This is a genomic window from Acuticoccus sp. (genome assembly GCF_965213555.1).
In the GTDB taxonomy this organism is placed as follows: Bacteria; Pseudomonadota; Alphaproteobacteria; order Rhizobiales; family Amorphaceae; genus Acuticoccus.
On record NZ_OZ243890.1, the window covers coordinates 2,465,353 to 2,485,861 of the forward strand.

At 69.7% G+C, this 20,509-nt stretch carries 15 protein-coding genes and 5 pseudogenes; 8 read left to right on the forward strand and 12 right to left on the reverse strand.

The genetic code is table 11. The features are described from left to right. Positions 1-24: 24 nt before the first annotated feature. On the forward strand, positions 25-414 hold the full coding sequence (locus tag ACOOE8_RS11670) for a hypothetical protein (RefSeq protein WP_420391639.1): 390 nt from the start codon (positions 25-27) through the stop codon (positions 412-414). A 1,235-nt stretch (positions 415-1,649) separates the two neighbouring features. On the opposite strand, the pseudogene ACOOE8_RS11675 reads toward ACOOE8_RS11670, so the two are convergent. The 3 genes and pseudogenes from ACOOE8_RS11675 to kdsA form a co-directional block, all read right to left on the reverse strand. Then, positions 1,650-2,409 (reverse strand): annotated as a pseudogene (locus tag ACOOE8_RS11675) (IS5 family transposase). A 375-nt stretch (positions 2,410-2,784) separates the two neighbouring features. Continuing rightward, a pseudogene (locus ACOOE8_RS11680) lies at positions 2,785-2,892 on the reverse strand (IS5/IS1182 family transposase); the annotation flags it as partial. Between the two features lie 756 nt (positions 2,893-3,648). After that, positions 3,649-4,500, reverse strand: coding sequence for a 3-deoxy-8-phosphooctulonate synthase (kdsA, locus tag ACOOE8_RS11685; protein WP_420391640.1), 852 nt, complete (start codon positions 4,498-4,500; stop codon positions 3,649-3,651). A gap of 298 nt (positions 4,501-4,798) precedes the next feature. Here kdsA and ACOOE8_RS11690 point away from each other — a divergent pair, with 298 nt between their 5' ends. Further along, positions 4,799-5,062 carry a GlsB/YeaQ/YmgE family stress response membrane protein gene (locus tag ACOOE8_RS11690; RefSeq protein ID WP_420391641.1) on the forward strand — a complete coding sequence of 88 codons (264 nt, stop codon included), beginning with the start codon at positions 4,799-4,801 and terminating at the stop codon, positions 5,060-5,062. A gap of 190 nt (positions 5,063-5,252) precedes the next feature. On the opposite strand, the pseudogene ACOOE8_RS11695 reads toward ACOOE8_RS11690, so the two are convergent. Further along, positions 5,253-5,477 (reverse strand): annotated as a pseudogene (locus ACOOE8_RS11695) (integrase core domain-containing protein); the annotation flags it as partial. A gap of 259 nt (positions 5,478-5,736) precedes the next feature. On the opposite strand from ACOOE8_RS11695, the gene ACOOE8_RS11700 reads away from it, so the two are divergent. The 6 genes and pseudogenes from ACOOE8_RS11700 (at position 5,737) to ACOOE8_RS11725 (ending at position 11,278) form a co-directional block, all read left to right on the forward strand. Then, positions 5,737-5,883, forward strand: coding sequence for a hypothetical protein (locus tag ACOOE8_RS11700; protein ID WP_420391642.1), 147 nt, complete (start codon positions 5,737-5,739; stop codon positions 5,881-5,883). 406 nt (positions 5,884-6,289) lie between these two features. Then, positions 6,290-6,610, forward strand: a pseudogene (locus ACOOE8_RS11705) (metal ABC transporter solute-binding protein, Zn/Mn family); the annotation flags it as partial. A 154-nt stretch (positions 6,611-6,764) separates the two neighbouring features. After that, positions 6,765-7,808 (forward strand): nickel/cobalt transporter, encoded by a 1,044-nt coding sequence (locus ACOOE8_RS11710; RefSeq protein ID WP_420391643.1) that lies wholly within the window; start codon positions 6,765-6,767, stop codon positions 7,806-7,808. A 49-nt stretch (positions 7,809-7,857) separates the two neighbouring features. Continuing rightward, positions 7,858-10,191, forward strand: a complete 2,334-nt coding sequence (locus tag ACOOE8_RS11715; RefSeq protein ID WP_420391644.1) for a transketolase — start codon at positions 7,858-7,860, stop codon at positions 10,189-10,191. A gap of 77 nt (positions 10,192-10,268) precedes the next feature. Beyond that, positions 10,269-10,784: pseudogene (locus tag ACOOE8_RS11720) on the forward strand (hypothetical protein); the annotation flags it as partial. A gap of 149 nt (positions 10,785-10,933) precedes the next feature. Beyond that, on the forward strand, positions 10,934-11,278 hold the full coding sequence (locus ACOOE8_RS11725) for a DUF3140 domain-containing protein (protein WP_420394694.1): 345 nt from the start codon (positions 10,934-10,936) through the stop codon (positions 11,276-11,278). Between the two features lie 16 nt (positions 11,279-11,294). Here the strand turns inward: ACOOE8_RS11725 and ACOOE8_RS11730 are convergent, their stop codons facing one another. The 8 genes from ACOOE8_RS11730 to ACOOE8_RS11765 all read right to left on the reverse strand — a co-directional run bounded on the left by ACOOE8_RS11730 (position 11,295) and on the right by ACOOE8_RS11765 (position 20,491). Continuing rightward, positions 11,295-12,071, reverse strand: a complete 777-nt coding sequence (locus tag ACOOE8_RS11730; protein WP_420391645.1) for a DUF2189 domain-containing protein — start codon at positions 12,069-12,071, stop codon at positions 11,295-11,297. A 278-nt stretch (positions 12,072-12,349) separates the two neighbouring features. Continuing rightward, positions 12,350-13,579 carry a phenylacetate--CoA ligase family protein gene (locus tag ACOOE8_RS11735; protein ID WP_420391646.1) on the reverse strand — a complete coding sequence of 410 codons (1,230 nt, stop codon included), beginning with the start codon at positions 13,577-13,579 and terminating at the stop codon, positions 12,350-12,352. Continuing rightward, on the reverse strand, positions 13,576-14,067 hold the full coding sequence (locus ACOOE8_RS11740) for a hypothetical protein (RefSeq protein WP_420391647.1): 492 nt from the start codon (positions 14,065-14,067) through the stop codon (positions 13,576-13,578). Before ACOOE8_RS11740 ends, ACOOE8_RS11735 begins: the two co-directional genes overlap by 4 nt. Before the next feature lie 76 nt (positions 14,068-14,143). Further along, positions 14,144-14,971, reverse strand: coding sequence for an ABC transporter ATP-binding protein (locus tag ACOOE8_RS11745; protein WP_420391648.1), 828 nt, complete (start codon positions 14,969-14,971; stop codon positions 14,144-14,146). Positions 14,972-15,026: 55 nt separating this feature from the next. Next, positions 15,027-16,253 carry an ABC transporter substrate-binding protein gene (locus ACOOE8_RS11750; protein ID WP_420391649.1) on the reverse strand — a complete coding sequence of 409 codons (1,227 nt, stop codon included), beginning with the start codon at positions 16,251-16,253 and terminating at the stop codon, positions 15,027-15,029. A 96-nt stretch (positions 16,254-16,349) separates the two neighbouring features. Next, positions 16,350-17,411: a branched-chain amino acid ABC transporter permease gene (locus ACOOE8_RS11755; protein ID WP_420391650.1), complete on the reverse strand. Its 1,062-nt coding sequence runs from the start codon at positions 17,409-17,411 to the stop codon at positions 16,350-16,352. A 237-nt stretch (positions 17,412-17,648) separates the two neighbouring features. Further along, positions 17,649-18,542 (reverse strand): branched-chain amino acid ABC transporter permease, encoded by an 894-nt coding sequence (locus ACOOE8_RS11760; protein ID WP_420391651.1) that lies wholly within the window; start codon positions 18,540-18,542, stop codon positions 17,649-17,651. After that, positions 18,539-20,491: an AMP-binding protein gene (locus ACOOE8_RS11765; RefSeq protein WP_420394695.1), complete on the reverse strand. Its 1,953-nt coding sequence runs from the start codon at positions 20,489-20,491 to the stop codon at positions 18,539-18,541. The genes ACOOE8_RS11760 and ACOOE8_RS11765 overlap by 4 nt, the downstream gene beginning before the upstream one ends. Positions 20,492-20,509: the final 18 nt, after the last annotated feature.

Here is a 20,509-nt window from a genome sequence, read left to right on the forward strand (position 1 = left end):
GCACCGCGCTCCGGCGAGGAGGCGGTGGCATTCGTCGACGCTCGCGGGCGCACGCTCGCGGCGGACCTTGCCGATGGCATTGCCGCCGTTCGATCATGCCGCGGTCGACGGCTATGCGCTGCGGGAAGGCGATCCGAAGCGGATCGCGCCGCGATCCCGATCGGCGGTCGCCGTCGCGCGGGCGCACGCGCAGAAGGGCAGGGCGCCATCCGTATCCTGACCGGTGCACCGATCCCGCCCGACACGTCGTCCGTGGTGATGCAGGAGCACGTGCATGTCATCGACGGGGCGATCCGCTTGTCGGACCGCGTGCGAATCGGCGCGAGCTTTCGCCGCCGGGGCGAAGTCGTCGCGCTCGGCAATCTCGCCGTGTCGTGGGGACGGTGCTCGACGCGGAGCACGTTTCCCTCTTAGCGGCGCTGGGAATGCGCACGGTCCCCGCCTGCGCTCGCATCACCGTCACCATCATCGCCACCGGGACGGAGCTCTGTCTCAACCAGCGCCTTGTATAGCGTTATGCGACGGCGATGACTGTGGGAGCGCGTCCGGTCCTGCGCCGCTGCAGCGACGATCGAATGCCGGCGTCGACTCTCGCTAAGGCGCGAACCGTGGCGTCGGAGACTGAGACCAGGCGCTGCATGTAGACGATGTGAGGCGCGTGGAACACGCTGGGCGCGGTGCCTTGCTCCACGATGTGGCTCGCTTGAAGCATGCAACCGGTGTCGTAGATTTCCCGGGCGACCTTGAGGTCGCGGGTAACGAGGATAGCCCGGTCTTACGATGTATCCCGGCGAGGAGATCGAGGGTTTGCGCCTGAACGGACACGTCGAGCGCAGAGAGCGGTTCGTCTCCCACCAACACTTTGGGGACGGGATGAGTGCGCGCGCAAGGGTCACCCGCTGACGCTGCCCGCTGGACAACTGATGGGGAAGCGCGCCAAGAGCGACGGCGACAACTCCACCCGCTCGACCAGCGCTACCACGGCCGCGTCCCGGTCATCGGCCGTCCGGCCCAGCTTTCTTTCAGCGACACGGCCGCGGGCGCGGGAGAAGTCCGTCGCCCCGCCCTGGAGGCACGAGCTGTCGCTGGACCTCCTCAGCCGTCGCCCGCGCGAACTCTCCGGCGGGCAGCAATAGCGCGTGGCCGTGGCGCGGGCGCTGGTGGCCGATCCCGACGTCCTCGTCTGCGACGAGGTGCCCATCGCCCCGCCCACCGATGTCCGCCCCTCTGTAAGGACGGTGCCCTGACGCTCAGCCATCGTTATTTGCCGTGCACCTTGGCGCGAATGTCGGAAATGATGTCGTAGTCTGCGAGGAGGTTGAGGGGCGAGGCGCGCCGGTCCACGTCCTAGCGTCGAGCAACCGGGGCAGAAGGACACCCCTGGACCCTCATCGCGTCGATCGTCGGACGTCGCATTCCGTCGGCCGAGCTGCTTACCGTCCCCACCGGCAGCCGCTGGGCGGCGTGCGGTACCGAGAGCCCGACACCACTGGATCAGCGGCCCTCGGAGCGTCCGCTGGTGTTCGACAGGCTGAAACGACTCGTCTTCCGATCACGCTGCGCCACTCAAGCGATGACGGCCGTCCGGATGCGCCGGATCGAGCGCCGGGGTGCTGCAGACGCCCGCGTGCGCGCGGAGGAGAAGGGCCCTAGGTCACAGCCTCGCGAGCGGCGATCCAGCTGCGGACCGAGGCGAGCTGTCCTGATGCGAGAGGATTGTCCGCCGGCCTTGTCGTAGCGCGTGGCGCCGGCACGGAAGTGCTCGAGTTTGTTGAAGCGCTTGGCACCATTGCGGCACCGACAAAGGAAAACGCTGAACGCCGGACGGCGCTCGCGGTTCGGCATTGCACGGATGTCGGCCCATGCGCCTCGTTCGGTCAGGGCACGGCGCAGCTCGTCCATCGTAGGCCCGGTCGGCGAGAAGGATGTGGCCTGCCCCGATCCCGTCCAGCATGTCCCGAGCGCTGCGGCCGTCGTGCGCCTGGCCTTCGGTCAGCTTCAGCGCGATCGGCAGTCCGTCGGCGTCGAGAAGGGCGTGGATCGTCGTGGTCGCCCGCCTTGGGAGCGACTCCTCAGAGCGTGTCGCCCTCTTTCTCCCGTTCGCGGCGTCGTGATGGACGCGGATCGAGGACGAATCGATCATCTGCAGGTCGCCGTCGCAGGCCTCTGACGGCTCGGAAGATCCGCTCCCACCTCCCCCGTTTGCGCCATCGGACGAAGCGGTTGTCGCGGGTCGTGTTGGGGCCGTAGCGCTCGGAACTGTCGGCCCACGGCGCGCCCATCCTGAGCCACTACAAGATGCCGGAGAGGACCCTGCGGTCGTCGATCCGCGGCACGCCCCGGGACATCCGTCGGCAGACGAGGCTCAATGATCGCCCACTCAGCTTCCGTCAGATCGAACCGCGCCATCCCTCCCCTCCTCGCACACCCGACGATGTGCGAGGGGGAATAAATCCTGCCAGCCTCGTTGATGAGTGTGTGGCCTAGTGGATGGTGTCCAACACTTGGTGCCCACGTTTGACGGCGGCGATGATCAGGTTGGGGTCGGCGGTCCAGACGAAAGGCGTAGGGTCGTTGTTCTGCTCGGCGACGAGCGGTTGATGGCCGCGTTCGTCCGTCGGTACGTCGATCTTGTGCAGCGACCGCCGCGCGAGCGGGCAACATCCTGGCCATGCGCCCCACTTTCCTGCCGGCGGACGAACGGTGCGCCTTCGCGCTGGTGGGATCGATGCAGTGCGCGTCGCCGGGACCGACCTCGCGCAGCGCCTTGAAGAGGCCCTGCCAGGACGGGCGTTGCGACCAGTGGTGCCGACGGTTGTTGACCGTCGTGCGCGGGCCCTGGACCGCCGGCAGGCCTTTCCAGCGGCAGCCGCTCCTGAGCACGTGAATGATCCCTGAGGCGCTTAAGGGCTAGGCTCCGGCCCCCACCCGTTCCTACGGGCCTCATCGCATCATGCCGCGTCAGCGCGACGTGTTGGGGGAGCGTTCTGGCGAATGAGTTTGGGGCCGGCGATCGCCCGTAGGCGGCGATCGAGCCGCACTTGCCGACCAACCCGCCGGGTGCGCGGCGCGCGGACGACCGGCCCGTGATCGGGACCCGCGGGCGCGACCTCGTAGGCTGGAAGGTGGCCATGCTTGTGCGTCCCGCCTCGCCTCGATCGGGTCCCTCGGAGGCCCACCTCGCCGCGGGCCTCCCGAAGGCGGGATGTGCCCCGTCTCCGACGGCGTCGAAGCGGCAACCGGATCCGACCGGACGGGAACAGTGCCGTCGTGGTCGGCGGTATCCTCCCCCCTCCTTCGCAGCGGGGAGGACCGGACGGGACCTAAGGGGGACCGCGGGCGTCCGTGTCACCCCCGTGCTCCGGCCGAGCCCCTGACCCTACGGCGGCCGACGTATCGCGCCTCCCCTCGAGCCGAGCGGCGAGGGGGACCATACGCGGGTCCGCGGCCGCGGAGACAGGCTGTGCTCGTGCGGCGTGGGCAGCTGGGCTCGAAGGCGCCGATGGCCATGACGTCCCCCATGAGCGGCTGGGTGTCGCGGCCGTCGGACGGTCGTCGTCGGGAGGCTGGCGGGGTCGATGATGACGCCGGCGACGCCGACGGCGACCGCTGCGCGCGCGAGCACCGGGACCACGCGCCGGTCGCGGCTCAGATCATGCGGCCTGGCTTGAGCGCGTCGATGGCCATGAGATCCCTCAAGAGCGGCTCCATGTCCTTGAGGTGGATCATGTTGGGGCCGTCGGACGGCGCGTTGTCGGGATCCTGGTGCGTCTCGATGAAGACGCCGGCGACGCCGACGGCGACCGCCGCGCGCGCCAGCACCGGGACCATGCGCCGGTCGCCGCCCGACGCGCCCCCGAGCCCGCCCGGCGCCTGCACCGAGTGCGTCGCGTCGAAGATCACCGGCCACCCGGTCTCTGCCATGATGGGGAGTGCGCGCATGTCCGACACCAGCATGTTGTAGCCGAACGAGGCCCCGCGCTCGGTAAGCAGGACGCGGGTCGCGCCGCCGCCCTCGAGCTTGGCGACGACGTTCCTCATGTCCCAGGGCGCGAGGAACTGACCCTTCTTGACGTTGACCGCGGCCCCCGTGGCGGCTGCAGCGAGGAGCAGGTCGGTCTGCCGGCACAGGAACGCCGGGATCTGGAGGACATCGACGGCCTCGGCCACCGGAGCGCACTGAGCGGGCTCGTGCACGTCGGTGAGGACGGGCAGGCCGAGGCCCTCGCGGATCTCGGCGAACACCGGCAAGGCTTGATCCAGCCCAATGCCGCGCACGCCCGACAGCGAGGTGCGGTTGGCCTTGTCGAAGCTCGTCTTGTAGACGAGGCCGATGCCGAGGCGGGCCGTTACCTCCTTCAGCGCGCTCGCCATCTCGAGGGCGTGGGCGCGCGACTCCATCTGGCACGGCCCGGCGATGAGCGCGAGGGGGAGGTGGTCGGCGAAGCGGACGGATCCCACGGCGACGCTTCGCTCGGTCGGGTGGGGGCGGTCGGGCATCGGATGCGTCCTGTTTCAGGCGTCTTAGCGCATTCTCCCAATGTTAGGATCGTCGACATGCCACCGGTCGGGACGGCCCTGCCATCGCAGCGCGTCCGGTGGGGCACCGGACGTTCGCGTTGCGCTCCGTGGACCGAGCGCTGCCATGGACCGAGGCTGCTGCTCCGGACCCTCGCTCGACGCGTCGCGCGTGGGTCATGACTTCGCCTGCGCCAGCAGCTATCTCTCGCAGATCGCAGATCGCAGAGCGTCGCACGCGAGGCGTGCTGCAGCCGACGGTGATCGAAGGGTGTTGGTGATGGACCTCAATGGCGTGGGCTGGCTGACGGCGATCGTGGTGGGCGGCTTGGCGGGCTGGATCGCCGAGAAGGTCATGCGCTCCGACATGGGGCTCATCCGCAACGTCCTGCTCGGCATCGTCGGCGCCGCCGTCCTCAACTTCCTACTCGACGTCGCTGACTTGGAGCTGGGCTACGGCTGGGTGCGCTACCTGGTGGCCGGGGTGCTCGGCGGGTGCTTGCTGATTTGGTTGGCGCGGCTGGTGCGGGGGCGGCGAGCTTAGCGTCCCTTGGATAGCAGCTTCGTTGAGGTGGGGGCTGTTGCGCCGGCGGAGCCATGGGCGATCGGTGTCGCGCCTCCGTCACGCGGGGCCGAACGTCCCTTGCGGTCAGTTGGGCGGCGTAGGCTGCCGCCGTGCGGTCCCCGAACGCCGAATGCGGCCCATTGAGATCGTAGTCTGCGACCCATCGTGGCGCGGCGCTTCGGGCAGAAGAACAGGTCTCGTTCAGGAGCTCGTCGCCCATGCGGGCGGTGAACGCCTCGCACGTTCCGGTCTGCATCGGCTTGCCGGGCGCGATGAAGTGCCAGCCGATGCGGCAGCATGGGTCCATGCGAGGTGGCCTCCGTGCCGTGATCGCTGACGATGAGCCCAGGCTCGCCGCGTCGCGCGACGACGGGGGTCGGAGCAGGAGGCACATGCCCGTACGTGCGTCCACGCAACTTCCTCAACACCCTGCTCATGATGGAGAAGCATGGACCCCGGATCCAACGTGTCTCTACGGTCCCATTCCCGGTCGCACGGCCTGGGGCGACGCGGCGCTGTTCACGGAGAGACGGGTACGGTGGTCGCGCGCGTGATGGTCACGTGCGCGGATCTGCGGAACAAGCGGTTCTCCTGACATGCCACCTCCGTGCCTGACCACGCCAAATGAAGATCGTAGGTTCGTCCCTACCTCCATGGACGGGACCGCGCCCACCACGTTTTCGGGCCGTCAGTCCGACCAGGACGCCAGCGCCGCCACGCGCGCGGCGGCGCAGGAGCCGGTCCTCATCACCGACCACGGGCGGCCCGCGCACGTTCGCCCGACGGTGGCAGCGAACTGACACGTCGTGGGCGAGCGTTGCCACGCGCAACGTCGCGGACGTGGACGCCAGCCCTTTGAGCCCGCGGGAGGGAAAGGTGGGCTGATTGGCGGGAAGGTCCGGTCGGCAGTGGCCGGTCCCGGGCTGGCCGGCGCGGTGCTGTAGGGAGGCGTTTGCAGCGCCATGGTCGTGCGGGTGGCGCGCTCGGCGTCCACGTCGGCCTCGCACGTCCAGGTGACTGCCATCTCGTAGGGTGCGCGTCAGTTCGGGGATCTCGGAGTGAGGGGAATGCGCCGCGAGCCCGTCATCGAGCACACAGCAGTTCTGGCTCCCCTTGGAGCCGCCGTAGCAGTAGCAAGAGGCGGATCACGCGCAGGAAGCGGGCCGCGAAGGTGAGGCGCTCGACCCGCACGCGGGGCGGGACCTCGCCAACGCAGTCCTTCACGTCCGCGCCGTCGAGGCGGGGTTCGCCGGAGCGGACCCCGGCGGCACGGCGTCCTGCCGCGCCAACGCGACGCGCAATGTCGAACCGCTCGACCGCGAGGCCCGGCGCACGTTCGCGGCGCTGCCCTACCTCCCGCACGCCTACGGGCTGTGCCTCGTCGCCCTCCAAGGGGCCGTCCCCCACAGCGAGCCGTCCGCTCACGAGGTGGCGTCGGTCGTCCGTGCGGCGAGGAGCGGCGAGCCCGACGCCGTGTTCCTCGAAGGCGCCAGCGACGCGCACCTGCTGGAGCAGATCGCGGCGTAGACCGGCGTCTGCGTGGGGGTACGCTCTACGTGGACGCGCTGCCGGGTCCCGACGAGCGGGCTCGACAGTACTGGGCATGATGCGGCACAACGCAGAGGCGCTGGCGGCGCGTTGTTGGAGGCGCCTGGCCGCCGACGGCCGGACCGGGGAGGTGATGCGTACCGTGGACAACGCCGCGACCCGTCGCGCGACGCCGACGATGGGCCGTGTGTCGCTCACATCCGTGCCGGCCGTCGGCTCGCGGCTCGCTCCGCCGCGCCGCGGCCTTTTGGGCACCGTGCTCGCCGTGGTGCTGTCGGCGGTCGGCCTCACGGCGGTCGCCGCGGCGCTTTCGTCCGGCCTCGGCCTGGTCGAGGCGGCGCAGTGGGCGGCCGCCCAGCAGCGCGCCTTCTACGACCTGTTCCAGCGTCTCCTGTCGCTCGAGGGTGGGGTCCTCGCGTCGGCCGGTCTCGTCGGCGCGTGCGCGGCCTACGGCTTCATGCACGCGGCGGTCCCAGGGCACGGCAAGTTCCTCATCGCCGGGGCGGGGATCGCGACGCGGGCCAGCGTGGGCCAGCTCGTCGCCCTCTCGCTCGCGGCGAGCGCGTCGCAGGCGCTCACCGCCATCGTGCTCGTCTACGGCAGCTTCGCGCTGTTCGACATCACCGCCGGATGGGCCCGCGTCGCGACCGATCGCGTGCTCGTGCCGCTCAGCTACGTCGCGATCCTCGCCATCGCCGCGATCCTCGTGCATCGTGGCGTCGTCGGGCTCAGGCGGGCTTGGCAGCGGCGGGCCCTGTCGTCCGGTCCGTGTGGGCATCACGTCGAGGCGGACGAGGACTGCGGCTGTGGCCATCGCCACGGGCCGACCGCCGCCGACGTTGAGCGGCTCACCTCTTGGCGCGACGCGGCCGTCCTCGTGGCCGGCATCGGCCTGCGCCCATGCACCGGTGCGGTCATCGTCCTCGTGGCAGCGTGGCGGTTCGACCTCCTCGCGGTGGGGGCGCTGGGGGCGTTCGCGATGGCGCTCGGCACCGGCGCCTTCCTCAGCCTCGTCGCGATGTGCGCAGCAACGGCGCGGGGGGCGACGCTGTTCGCCGCCGGAGCACGGGGCGTCGGCATCGCAGCGCCCGCCCTGCAGCTGGTCGCGGGCGCCTCCATCGGTCTCGTCGCGACGCTGTTCCTCGTCGGGTCCGTCCTGCCGAGTTCGATGGCCTAGAGGACCTGCCGCATCGGCCTATACTCCGAAGAGGGACGGGGAGGGCGCCATGGACGATCGGCTGCGGGAGATCGAGCGCAAGGTGCTGTGGCTGTCGCAGTGGATGATCCACGCGGCCAACCACCTGCGCGAGCCGGACGAGGTCAAGGTGGGCGGGCATCAGGCCTCCTCCGCCTCGATGGTGCAGATCATGACCGCGCTGTACCTCCGCGTCCTGCGGCCGCAGGACCGCGTCGCGGTCAAGCCCCACGCCTCGCCGGTGTTCCATGCGATCCAGTACCTCGCCGGCCGCCAGTCCCTCGACCGGCTGAAGGCGTTCCGCGGTTGGGGCGGAGCCCAGGCCTACCCGTCGCGCACCAAGGACGGGCCGACGGTGGACTTCTCCACCGGCTCCGTCGGCCTCGGCGTCGCCACCACCGCGTTCGCCTCGCTGGTGCAGGACTACGTCGCGGCGAAGGGCTGGAGCGCCGACCGCCCGCTCGGGCGCATGATCGCGCTCGTTGGCGACGCGGAGATCGACGAGGGCAACGTCTACGAGTGCCTGCAGGAGGGCTGGAAGCACGGCCTGCGCAACACGTGGTGGATCATCGACTACAACCGGCAGAGCCTCGACGGCGTCGTCCGCGAGGGTCTTTACGACCGCATCGAGAAGGTGTTCCGCGCCTTCGGGTGGGACATCGTCACCCTGAAGCACGGGGCGATGCAGCGCGCCGCGTTCGCCGAGCCGGGCGGGGAGGCGCTGCGCCGCTGGATCGACGCGTGCCCGAACCCGGTCTACTCCGCCCTCGCCTACCAGGGCGGGGCTGCCTGGCGCCGACGGCTGATGGACGAGATCGGCGATCAGGGCGAGGTCACCGCGTTCCTCGAGCGACGGGACGATGCGGCACTCGGCGCGCTGATGGCGAACCTCGGCGGACATTGCCTGGACACCATCGTCGATGCCTTCGAGCGCATCGACCACGACCGCCCTGTGGTGTTCATCGCCTACACGGTGAAGGGATGGGGCACGCCGCTCGCCGGCCACAAGGACAACCACGCCGGCTTGATGACACCGGCGCAGATGGCGGCGTTCCGGTCCGCCATGGGCGTGCCTGAAGGCGAGGAGTGGGACGTCGCCGCGGGCCTTACCATGGACGAGCCGGCGGTGCGCGAGTTCGTGGCGGCGTCGCCGTACTTTTCCAGCAGCGTTCGTCCTGAGAAGGGGCAGCGCCTATCGGTCCCGACGATGAAGGCGCCCACCGACAAGGTGATCGCCACGCAGTCCGCGTTCGGCAAGATCCTCGACGAGCTCGCGCGGGGCGACGGCGAGCTCGCCCGACGCACCGTCACCATGTCGCCGGACGTGACGGTCTCGACCAACCTCGGGCCGTGGGTCAATCGGCGCGGCCTGTTCGCCCGCGAGGCCATCGCCGACGCCTTCCGCATCGAGCGCGTCCCCTCCGCGCAGAAGTGGCAGTTCTCCCCAGAGGGGCAGCACATCGAGCTCGGCATCGCCGAAATGAACCACTTCCTGCTGCTCGGCGCGGCGGGGCTGTCCGCCGAGCTTTTCGGCGAGCGGCTGTTCCCGGTCGGCACGCTCTACGATCCGTTCATCGCACGCGGCCTCGATGCACTGAACTACGCCTGCTACCAGGACGCGCGCTTCCTCCTGGTGGCGACCCCATCGGGCGTGTCGCTGGCGGCAGAGGGCGGCGCGCACCAGTCGATCTCGACGCCGCTCATCGGCATGGGCCAGGACGGCCTCCTCGCCTACGAGCCTTCCTTCGCCGACGAGCTCGCCGTGGTCATGGAGGACGCGTTCGCCCGCATGGCCGACGACGAGGCTGACGGGCCGAAGGCCACCTACCTCCGCCTGTCGACCCGTCCCGTGGAGCAGCCTCGGCGGACGATGACCGAGGCGCTGCGCCGCGCCGTCCTCGATGGCGCCTACTGGCTGCGCGAACCGGGTCCGAGCGCTGAGATCGTCGTCTGCGTCCAGGGTGTAGTGGCGCCCGAGGCCATCGCATCTGCCGCGCTCATCGCGGAGGGGCGCCGCGACGTCGGCGTCCTGGTGCTGACCTCGGCGGACAAGGCGCACGCCGACTGGCGACGCGCCCAGCGCTTGCGGGCCGACGGCCAGGGTGGATCGTGCGCCATCGAGGACTTGCTCGGCGCTTTGCCACGGCACTGCGGCCTCGTCACCGTGATCGATGGGCACCCTGCGACGCTGAGCTGGCTCGGCGCAGTCTGCGGCCACCGCGTCGCCGCCCTCGGGGTGGAACGGTTCGGCCAGACCGGACGCATCGCCGACCTCTACGCGCACTACGGCATCGACGCCGGAGGCATCGCGCGTGCTGCCGACGCCTTGTCGCCGCCACGCCGACTTCGCCTTGCGAGCGCCTGAGGCCGGCTCGCAAGGTCGCACTCCGGAACCTCCCCGGAGCGCTGCGATTGCCGCTCCACGGGAAGGGGAGAGGCACGATGTCGAAGGCCGAACGCACCGATCCTAAGCTCTGGGAAACGGTGAAGGAGGAGATCACGCAGTCCGACAAGGGCGGCGAGAAGGGGCAGTGGTCCGCGCGCAAGGCGCAGTTGGCGGTCCAGGAGTACAAGAAGCGCGGCGGTGGCTACGAGGGCGAGAAGTCCGAGGACAACGACCTCCACCAGTGGACCGAGGAGGACTGGGGCACGAAGTCGGGCGGCAAGAGCCGTGAGACCGGCGAGCGCTACCTGCCGAAGGAGGCGCGCGAGGACCTGTCGGACGAGGAGTACGAGCGCACCTCCGACAAGAAGCGCAAGGACAGCGCAAAGGGCAAGCAGCACTCCAAGCAACCCGAGGACGTGGCGCAGAAGACCGCCAAGCACCGCGACGGAGACGACGCCGAAGGTGGAAGCGGCGGGCCAGAACCCACCAAGGACGAGCTCATGGAGGCCGCGCGGACGCTCAACGTCGAGGGTCGCTCGAAGATGTCGAAGGATAAGCTGAAGTCGGCCGTCGTCGACGCGTTGAGCAGCGACGATGCCGACCTGTCGAAGGCCGAGCTGCAGAACCTCGCGAAGGCGTTCGACCTTCGGACGAAGTCTTCGGCGACCAAGTCCGAGCTCAAGGATGCCATCGCCGATGCGACGCGTTGAGGGAATTGACCATGGATGACGGCGAGAAGAAGTCCATCCGCTCCGAGTTCAAGGACGCGGTCAACATGGCGCCGAAGAAGCTGGAGGACTGGCTCGAAACCGACGAGTCGCAGTCGGTCGGCCAGAAGGACGACGACGGCGAGGCGGTCGGCCACAAGATGGGCCATCGCATCGTGGAGATCAAACGCAAGAAGCAGGCCGACCTTTCGGACGACGACTACCAAGCCATGAACAAGGTCGTCGGCTACGTTCACCGCCACCTGAAGCAGGGCGGTCCGAAGGACAAGGAGAAGGTAGAGGGCTCCCGCTGGCGCTACTCGCTGATGAACTGGGGGCACGACCCCATGAAGGACTGACCGACCGTCGGACGTCTCATCGCGGCACGAGCTTCCGGTAGAGGTGCCACGTCGCGTGCCCGAAGATCGGGAGGACGACGACGAGGCCGAGGAAGAGCGGCAGCGAGGCCACCGCGAGCCCGAGCGCGATGACGAAGCCCCAGGCCAGCATCGTACCCGGGTTCGCGACGAACGCGCTGACCGACAGCGCTACGGCTTCGGCCGGCGCCATGCCGCGGTCGACGATGGCTGGCAGCGAGATGGCGCCGATGGCGAGCACCACGAGCGCAAACACGAAGCCGACGCCACAGCCGACCACCAGCAGCGTCCATCCCTCGGTGGTGGTGAAGACGGCGGCGAGGAGGTCGAGGACGGACTCTGGCACCAGGTTGCCGAGCGTCGCGCCGTAGATCGCCTGTGCCGCGCCGATCCACGCCAGGTAGATGACGAGCAGGAGCGCGCCGACGAGCACGAGGGGCACGAGCTTGTCCCGCGACAGGATCCCGTACGCGGTCACCCCGTCGAGCGGCGCGCCAGCCTCGCGGCGCCTACTGATCTCGTAGAGGCCTGCAGCCGACAGGGGACCGACAAGCGCGAACCCCGACGCGATCGGAAAGAGGAGGGGCAGCAGGTCGCGGTCGAACGCGAAGCGGTACATCAGGAGCCCGATGAACGGGTAGACGACGATGACGAAGATCGCCGTCGTCGGCCGCGCCATGAAGTCGGCGAACCCCTCGCGCAGGCTCTGTGCAATGGCGTCGCGCTCGATGGTGGCGACCACGGGCGGCGACATGGGACGGGCGCTGTCGACCATCAGGTTCCTCCGGTCCGACGGGCGGTCCCCGCCGCTGGTGGCACAATAGCACAGATGCGTCGTAGTGGCGCGAGCTTTCGGGCCTTGCAAGTGGCAGGGTCGGCGCCGCCCGGCACCGAGCAGCCAGGCATGATCCAAGGGGACATCCATGGCAGCTCGGTCAGCGATCCCTGCAAGTGCTGGCGCAGGTGGCGCGCGACCGTGCGTGCGCGAAGCTGGTCGGCTGGGGCTGGTCGGCGCGCTCGGACGCCGCAACGCTGAAGCCGAGCCGCATCGTGTCACCCGGTCGGTGGGCGGACGTCTTCGATGACCTTGCCGTCGTTGGGCAGGCTGCCTTCGGGCACGAAGCGGACCTCGCCGCGCACGCGGCACTCGGCCCGCACCGCCTCGGCGAGGCGCTCAGCGAGGCCCGGTTCGCCCGTGCCCTCGACGTGCAGCGTCAGCGTGTCCTGCCCGCCCGATCCGCCGACCTCGAGGCGCGCGCGACGCACCTCTGGGAACGCGGCGAGGACGCGGGCGACCTGCCGGGGGTGGACGAACATGCCGCGGACCTTGGTGGTCTGGTCGGCCCGCCCCATCCAGCCCCTGAGGCGACGGCCGGTGCGGCCGCAGGGGCTCGGTCCCGTCAGCACGGCGGACAGGTCGCCGGTGGCGAGCCTGATCAACGGATAGTCGGGGTTGAAGGTGGTGACGACGACCTCGCCGACCTCGCCGTCCGGCAGCGGATCGCCGGTGCCGGGGCGGACGACCTCGACGAGCGCCGCCTCGTCCATGACGAGGCCCTCGCCGGGGACCGTCTCGTAGGCGATGAGGCCGAGCTCGGCGGTGCCGTAGCACTGGCGCACGGCGATCCCGCGGGCCTCGTACCCCTCGCGAAGCTCTGGAAACAAGGGTCCGCCCGACACCAGCGCCTTCGTGAGGCGGGAGGCATCGACGCCACGTGCGTCCGCCTTCTCGAGGAGGACCTTCAGGTAGTCCGGCGTGCCCACGTAGGCGGTTACGCCGAGGTGGCCGATCGCGTCCGCCTGGGTGTCGGAGTTGCCGACCCCGGCCGGCACGGTCGTCGCTCCGACCTCGGCGGCGCCCGCGTCGAACATCGCGCCCGCCGGCGTCAGGTGGTAGGCGAACGCGTTGAGGACGACGTCGCCCGCGCCGATGCCGGCGGCATGCAGCGCGCGGCCCATGCGCCAGTGCGGCGTCTCCCCCTCCGGCTCGGCGATGGGACCGGGCGACAGGTAGAGCCTGCGGAACGCGCTGACGGGACGCGTGGCGAGGCCGCCCAACGGTGGCATGGCCGCCTGCAGCTCCGGCAGGTCGGACTTGTAGAGCACGGGCAGCGCGGCCAGCGCCTCGCGGGAGGTGAGGCTGTCGGGATCGACCTCGGCGAGGGTCCGCTGGTAGTGCGGCGCGTTCGCCTTGGCGTCGCGCACCACGTCGCGCAGCGCCTCGAGTCGCGCCGCCTCGCGCTCCGCCGGATCGCGCGTCTCCAGCGCGTCGAACGACCTCACCGGTTCTCGAGCCCCCGCGCCGCGCGCTCGGCGCGGATCTCCTCCTTCGACGAGCGCACGGTCTCGACTAGGCCGGCGAGCCCGTCCGCCGACGCCTCGTGGGCGGACGCGAACTTCGCCTTCGGGGTGAACGGGTCGTCGTTCGCCTGCACCCAGTCGAGCGCGCACTCCATGGCGTCGACCCACACGTCGGGATCGCCGCCGGCCCACTCGTTGATCGTGCGGCCGAGCACGTCGTTGAGGCTCGCCATCAGCGCCGGATCGCCGCTCGGCGGCAGGTCGGGCCGCGCGGCGAGGTGGACGCGGAAGCGGTACTGCCCACGGTAGAACAGGCACGTCGCCTCGGCCTTGTCGCCCGTCTCGAACTCACGGGCCGCGCGCTCGTAGTCGCCGGCGGGGTGCTCGGCGAGGGGAAACTGCGCGATGGACACGTCCGCCAAGGCGGACGAGCTGGCGAGGGCGACGGCCGCCAACACCGATGCCCGCATCAGTCGTCCCATGGGGGGAACCTCTTCGACCCGTCGTCCCATCGATCGTGCGCCGCGACGGGACGGACCCGCCCGGTCACAGCCACCGCTTGCGCCTGCGAAACGACTTCACCGACTTGAACGATCGCCGCTCGCCACCGCCGAGGTAGAACTCCTTGACGTCCTCGTTGTCGGCGAGCGCCTCGCCCGTGCCGTCGAGCACGACCTTGCCGTTCTCCATGATGTAGCCGTAGTCGGCGGCCTTCAGCGCCATGTTGGCGTTCTGCTCGACGAGTAGGATGGTGAGGCCGAGCTCGGTGTTGAGCCGCCGGATGATGCCGAACACCTCCTTCACGAGGAGCGGCGACAGGCCCATGGACGGCTCGTCCATGAGGATGAGCTTCGGCTTGGCCATCATCGCCCGACCGATGGCGAGCATCTGCTGCTCGCCGCCGGACAGGTAGCCGGCGAGGCCACGGCGATCCTTGAGGCGCGGGAAGAACTCGAACACCTCGGCGGCCTCCTCGCCGATGTTGGCGGAGGGGCGCGTGAAGGCGCCGAGCCTGAGGTTCTCCGTCACCGTCATGTCCTGGACGATGCCGCGCCCCTCCATGACGAGGAACAGGCCGTCGCGCACCTTGCGGTCCGGCGCGGTGCGCGTCACGTCGGCGCCGTCGTAGTGCACGGTGCCGCGTGTCACCTCGCCGTCCTCGGTGTGCAGCAGCCCGGCGATCGCCTTGAGCGTCGTCGACTTGCCGGCCCCGTTTGCCCCCAAAAGCGCCGTCACCTTGCCGCGCCGCGCCGCCATCGACATGCCGCGCAGCACGAGGATCACGTCGTTGAACACCACCTCGACGTTGTTGAGCGCGAGGAGGTCGTCGCCCGCGGCGGAAGCGGGGGGCGCGGCCGGCTCAGCGAGCGTCACGACGGCGCTCTGCCGTCGCGGTCCGGTCCCGCGGACGGCACCGGACCGGCGTGCCTCACTGGCCGAGCCACTCCGGACGGCGCTCGAGGGTGATGACGTCGACCTCCTCGATCTCCGCCTCGCCGTCCACGAACGAGCCGGAGTTGATCGTCACCTCAACGAGTCCGCGGTGGTCCTCCGTGGTCCAGGTCACGGGGCCGCACACGCCCTCCAGGCCCTCCGGCACCCACTCGGTCTCCTGGTAGAAGCCGTCGCGGATGTTCTCGCCGGTCAGCCCGCCGTTCGCCTTCGCCCACTCCATCGCCTCCTTCATGTAGTAGGCGGCGCAGATGGCGCGGATGTAGTGGTGCGTGGGACGCTCGCCGACCTGCCCACCGCCGTTCTCGAGGATGGTGTTGACGAGCTCCATGCCCGGCACGTCCGCCCCGTAGAACGGCGTGGAGGACGGGAAGATGAGGTTCTGCGCCTCGGCGGCCTCGACGGTCTGGTAGTCGCCGGCCCAGGGGTTGCCCATGTAGGTCGCCTCGACCCCCACGGTGTTGCAGCTTTTGATGAGCGAGACCACCGAGCCGCCAAGGTTGCCCATGTAGACGTACTGCGCGCCGGAGTTCTTGATGGTAAGGCACTGCGCCTTGAAGTCGCCCGGCGCGAGCGGCACGACGACGGGCGGTGCCACCGTAAGGCCGAGCTCCTCGGCGTACTCGGCGCACGCCTCCTTCGGCGCGTTGGGGTAGGGGTGGTTGTCGCCGGTGTGGATGAAGGTGGGGTTCTCGATCCCCTTCTCCTGTGCGTCGTTCGCGGCCCACTGGGCGAGCGCGCGGCACGCGTCGGAGTAGGACGGGCCGTAGAAGAAGTTGTAGGGCGCGGGAAGCTGCGTGCTGGGGTTCGCGCCCGTCGGGTCGGTGAGGTGCGCCGAGTAGGAGCCGGACACGTTGGGGATCTCGTCGCGCGTCACGAACGAGATCAGCGCCTCGGTGTCGGCCGTGCCCCAGCCCTGCAGCGCGACCATGCCGTCGGCGACCCAGCGCTTGTAGAGCGCGATGGCCTCGGGGACCTTGTAGGCGTAGTCCACGGTGTCGAGGTTCACCATGGTCCCGTCGATGCCGCCGTCGGCGTTGATCTGCTTGAACGCGTCGGCGACGCCCGGGCCGAACTGCTTGCCGACGAACGAGGTCGGGCCCGTGTAGTCGGCGAGGTGGCCGACGAGCACCGAGTCCTGCGCCGCGGCTGCGGTCGCGCTCGCTGCCACGACGGCGGCGGCGATCTTCAACGAAGCCTTCATTCACTCCTCCCAACAGCGGCTTGATGTTGTCCGAGGCGCGGGCGCCGCACCCCGCACGCCCTCTTAACGCGTTCGCGTGCCGACGAGAACCGCCCGTCAGTGCGAGAACGGGAACAGCTTCCAGGACGCCCGCATCCGCCGCCAGCGGTGGATGAGGCCCTCCGGCTCCAGAACCAGGAACAGGATGATCGCCGCGCCCACCGACATCTGCTTGATGTAGGCGGACCCCTGGGCGATGGCCGGAAACAGGGCGGCGAGCGCACCGGCGAACACCTCCATCACCTGGGGCAGGAGCAGGATGAACGCGGTGCCTAGGATCGAGCCCGCCACCGAGCCGAGCCCGCCGATGATGATCATGGCAAGGAACTCGATGGACAGGAGGATGGTGAACCCCTCGGCCGATACGAAGCCGAGGTAGTGCGCGTAGAGCGCGCCGCCGATGCCGGCGAAGAACGAGGAGATGCCGAACGCCATGACGCGGTAGCGCGTCAGGTTGATGCCCATGATCTCGGCCGACAGGTAGTGATCGCGCACCGCCACCAGCGCGCGTCCGTCGCGCGTGCGGGCGAGGTTGGCGACCGCGATGTAGGAGACGACGACCCAGAAGAGGACGAGGTAGAAGTAGCGCTGGTCGCTGTTGAGCGCGAGGCCGAACAGCGAGGCGGTCTCGGCGAGCGAGCCGTAGGGCCCGCCGGTGAACCAGGCCGCGCGGGCGAAGAAGTCCTGCAGGATGAACTGGGAGGCGAGCGTCGCGATGGCGAGGTAGAGCCCCTTGAGCCGCGCTGCGGGAAGGCCGAAGATCATTCCCACCGCCGTCGTCATGAGGCCGGCGAGGGGGATCGCGAGGAGGACCGGGATCCCCTGGCTCGCGATCCACGCCGAGGCGAACGCGCCGAAGCCGAAGAAAGCGCCGTGGCCGAGCGAGATCTGCCCCGTCATCCCGACGAGGACGTTGAGCCCGAGGGCCGCGATCCCGTAGATCCCGATGAGGATGAGCTGCGAGAGGACGCCGATGTCGGCGACCAGCGGCACGAGGAGGAGCCCGGCGACGATGAGCACCGTCGCGCGGCCCTCGAGGCGCGTCCTGAACAGCGTCTGGTCGGCGCCATAGCTCGTGCGAAAGTCGCCGGCCGGCCGCGGGTTGGGGACGTGGGCCACTACGCCTGCACCCCGCCTGCGGAAGGCGCGGATCGGCGCCGTGCCGAACACCGTCCTCCGGTCCAAGGGCTCGCGCGGAGCGGGGTGAGCCTCAAGCCGCGCTTCGCTCTTCGGCCTCGACCCCCGGGCCGCTCCGCGCGGTCCTGCGGGTGTCGGCTCCGCTTGAATGTCGGTTCAGGGAGGAGACCATCCCGGTGGATCTTCCGCCGGGATGGTCGGTGGAGGACGCGCGGCATCTCACACTCGCTCGATGTCCGGGGTGCCGAACAGGCCGTAGGGGCGGATCATCAGGATGACGATGAGCACGTAGAACGGCGCCACCTGGTACATGTTGCCCCACTGGAGGTACTGGCCGTCGGCGAACTCGGCGAGGTTCTCCAACAAGCCGATGGTAAGGCCGCCGACGATGGCGCCGACGATGGAGTCGAGCCCGCCGACGATCACCGCCGGGAACACCTTGATGCCGATGATCGCGAGGCTGTTCGACACCGCCGAGACGAGGCCGATGACGACGCCGGCGATCCCGGACACCACCGCCGAGATCGCCCACGCCATGGCGAACACCTGGCCCACCGACACGCCGAGGGACTGCGCCACCTGCTGGTTGAACGCCGTCGCCCGCATCGCGAGCCCCCAGCGCGAGTAGCGGAAGAACCAGAAGAACAGCGCCATCACGATGAGCGACAGCACGAGGCTCATCAGGTAGGCGGTCTCGACGTTGAGCCCGCCGATCGTCACCGTCCCCTGGTCGAACACCTGCGGGAAGCGCACCGCGTTGTTGCCGAAGATCCAGTTCATCAGCGCCTGCATGAAGATCGACAGGCCGATGGTCGCCATGATGACGGAGATCACAGGCTCGCCCACCAGCGGGCGCAGCAGGACGACCTGCACGAGCACACCGAAGATCATCATGAAGACGAGGGAGAACACGAACGCCAGCCAGAACGGCAGGCCGAGTGAGATGACGAGGGACAGGCACGTCCAGGCACCCAACACCACGAACTCGCCCTGCGCGAAGTTCACCACCTGCGTCGACTTGTAGATGAGGACGAAGCACATCGCGACGACGCCGTAGAGCATGCCGACGATGACGCCGTTGACCAGGAGCTGGACGAGGAGCTCGGTGTTCACTCCGCCGCCTCCGCCTCGCGGGCCTCGGGCCGAACGTCGATCAAGGTCTCGATGGCAAGGTCGGCGACGACGCGCTGCCTCGAGCCGTCCTGGAAGTGGATGACGGTGTCCACGTGCACGCTGTCGGCGCCCGAGTAGATCGTCTCGATGATGTCCGCGTACTTCTCGGCGATGAAGCCGCGGCGCACCTTCTTGGTGCGCGTGAGCTCGCCGTCGTCGGCGTCGAGCTCCTTGTAGAGCAGCAGGAACTTGGCGATGCGCTGCTGCTCGGGGAGCGTCGCGTTGACCCGCTCCACCTCGGCGCGCAGGACATCGTAGACCTCGCGCCGCGAGGCGAGGTCCGAGTAGGTGGTGAACGACAGGCGCCGCTCCTCGGCCCACTTGGCGAGGATCGGGTAGCGGAAGCAGATCATCGCCGCGAGGTAGGGCCGGTCCTTGCCGAGGATGACGGCCTCGGCGACGTAGGTCGAGAACTTCAGCTTGTTCTCGATGAACTGGGGCGAGAAGCGCACGCCGCGCGAGGTGGTCGCAAGGTCCTTGACGCGGTCGATGACGACGAGCTGACGGCGCTCGGTGAGGTACCCGGCGTCGCCGGTCTGGAACCAGCCGTCCGCGAAGCTCGCGGCGCTGTCGTCCTCGTTCCTGTAGTAGCCGGACATCATGTGCGGGTGCTGCACGAGGATCTCGCCGAGGCCCTCCGGATCGGGGTCGCGGATCGCGAGCGCGACGCCGGGCATCGGGTAGCCCACCGTCTCGTTGTCCACCTCGCCGGTCTTGTGGATGGTGTGGGCGCCGAGCGCCTCGGTCTGCCCGTAGAGCTGCTTCAAGGGCACGCCCATCGCCTCGAAGAAGCGGAAGGTGTCCGGCCCCATTGCCGCGCCCCCGGTCGCCGCCGAGGTGAGGCGGGAGAAGCCGAGCCGGTCGCGCAGGTGACGGAACAGGAGCGCATCGGCGAGCGCCGAGCGCCTGCCCCTCGCCGCGGCCGCCATGCCGCGATCGACGCCCCAGCGGTAGATCGCGCGCTTCCAGCGCGAGGTGTCCATGATGCGCGCGCGGATGTCGGCGGCGACGCTCTCCCAAACGCGCGGCGAGAAGAGCACGAAGGTGGGACCGATCTCCCTGAGGTCGTGCATGGTCGTCGCCTCGTCCTCGACGAAGTTCACCGTCATGCGCGCGAGGAGGTTCCAGCCCACCGAGTAAATCTGCTCCATCACCCAGGAGAGCGGCAGCACGGCGACGTACTCGTCGCCGGCGCCGCGCGGGTCGGCGGTGAGGTAGGTCGCGACGTGGCCGAGGAAGGCGCGGCTCGTCCACATTGCGAGCTTGGGCCGCGAGGTCGTGCCGGACGTGGTGCACAGGATCGCGACGTCGTCGGCGTGCGTCGCCTCCACCATCTTCGCCCACGCGTCGGCCGTCCCGGCGAGCCGCTCACGCCCCTTCTCCTCCAGCGCGGTGATGGAGAGGAGGCGCGGGTCGTCGTACTTCCGCATCCCGCGGTCGTCGGTGTAGACGATGGTGGTGACGGACGCGATGGCGTCGCCGAGCGCCAGGAGCTTGTCGACCTGCTCCTCGTCCTCCGCCACCACGATCTTCGGCTCGGCGTGACCGAAGAGGTAGCGGACCTCATCCTCGAGCGCGTCGCGGTAGACGCCGAGGCTCATCGCCCGGCAGGCGTGGGCGGCGACCTCGCCCCAAACCCACTCCGGCCGGTTGTCGCCGATGAGCGCGACGACGTCACCGGGCTCGAGGCCGAGCGTGACTAACCCCGCGGCCATGCGCGACACGTGCCGCTCGACGCTCGCCCAATCGTAGGCGATCCAGATGCCGAACTCCTTCTCGCGCTGCGCGATGGCGCGGGGGTGCCGTTCGGCGTTGCGGCGCAGGAGCTTCGGCAGCGTGTCGAGCGCCGCCGCGTCGCGGACGTCGCGCGGCGGCTCGGGCCAGGCGATCTCGTCGCCGCGGACGGT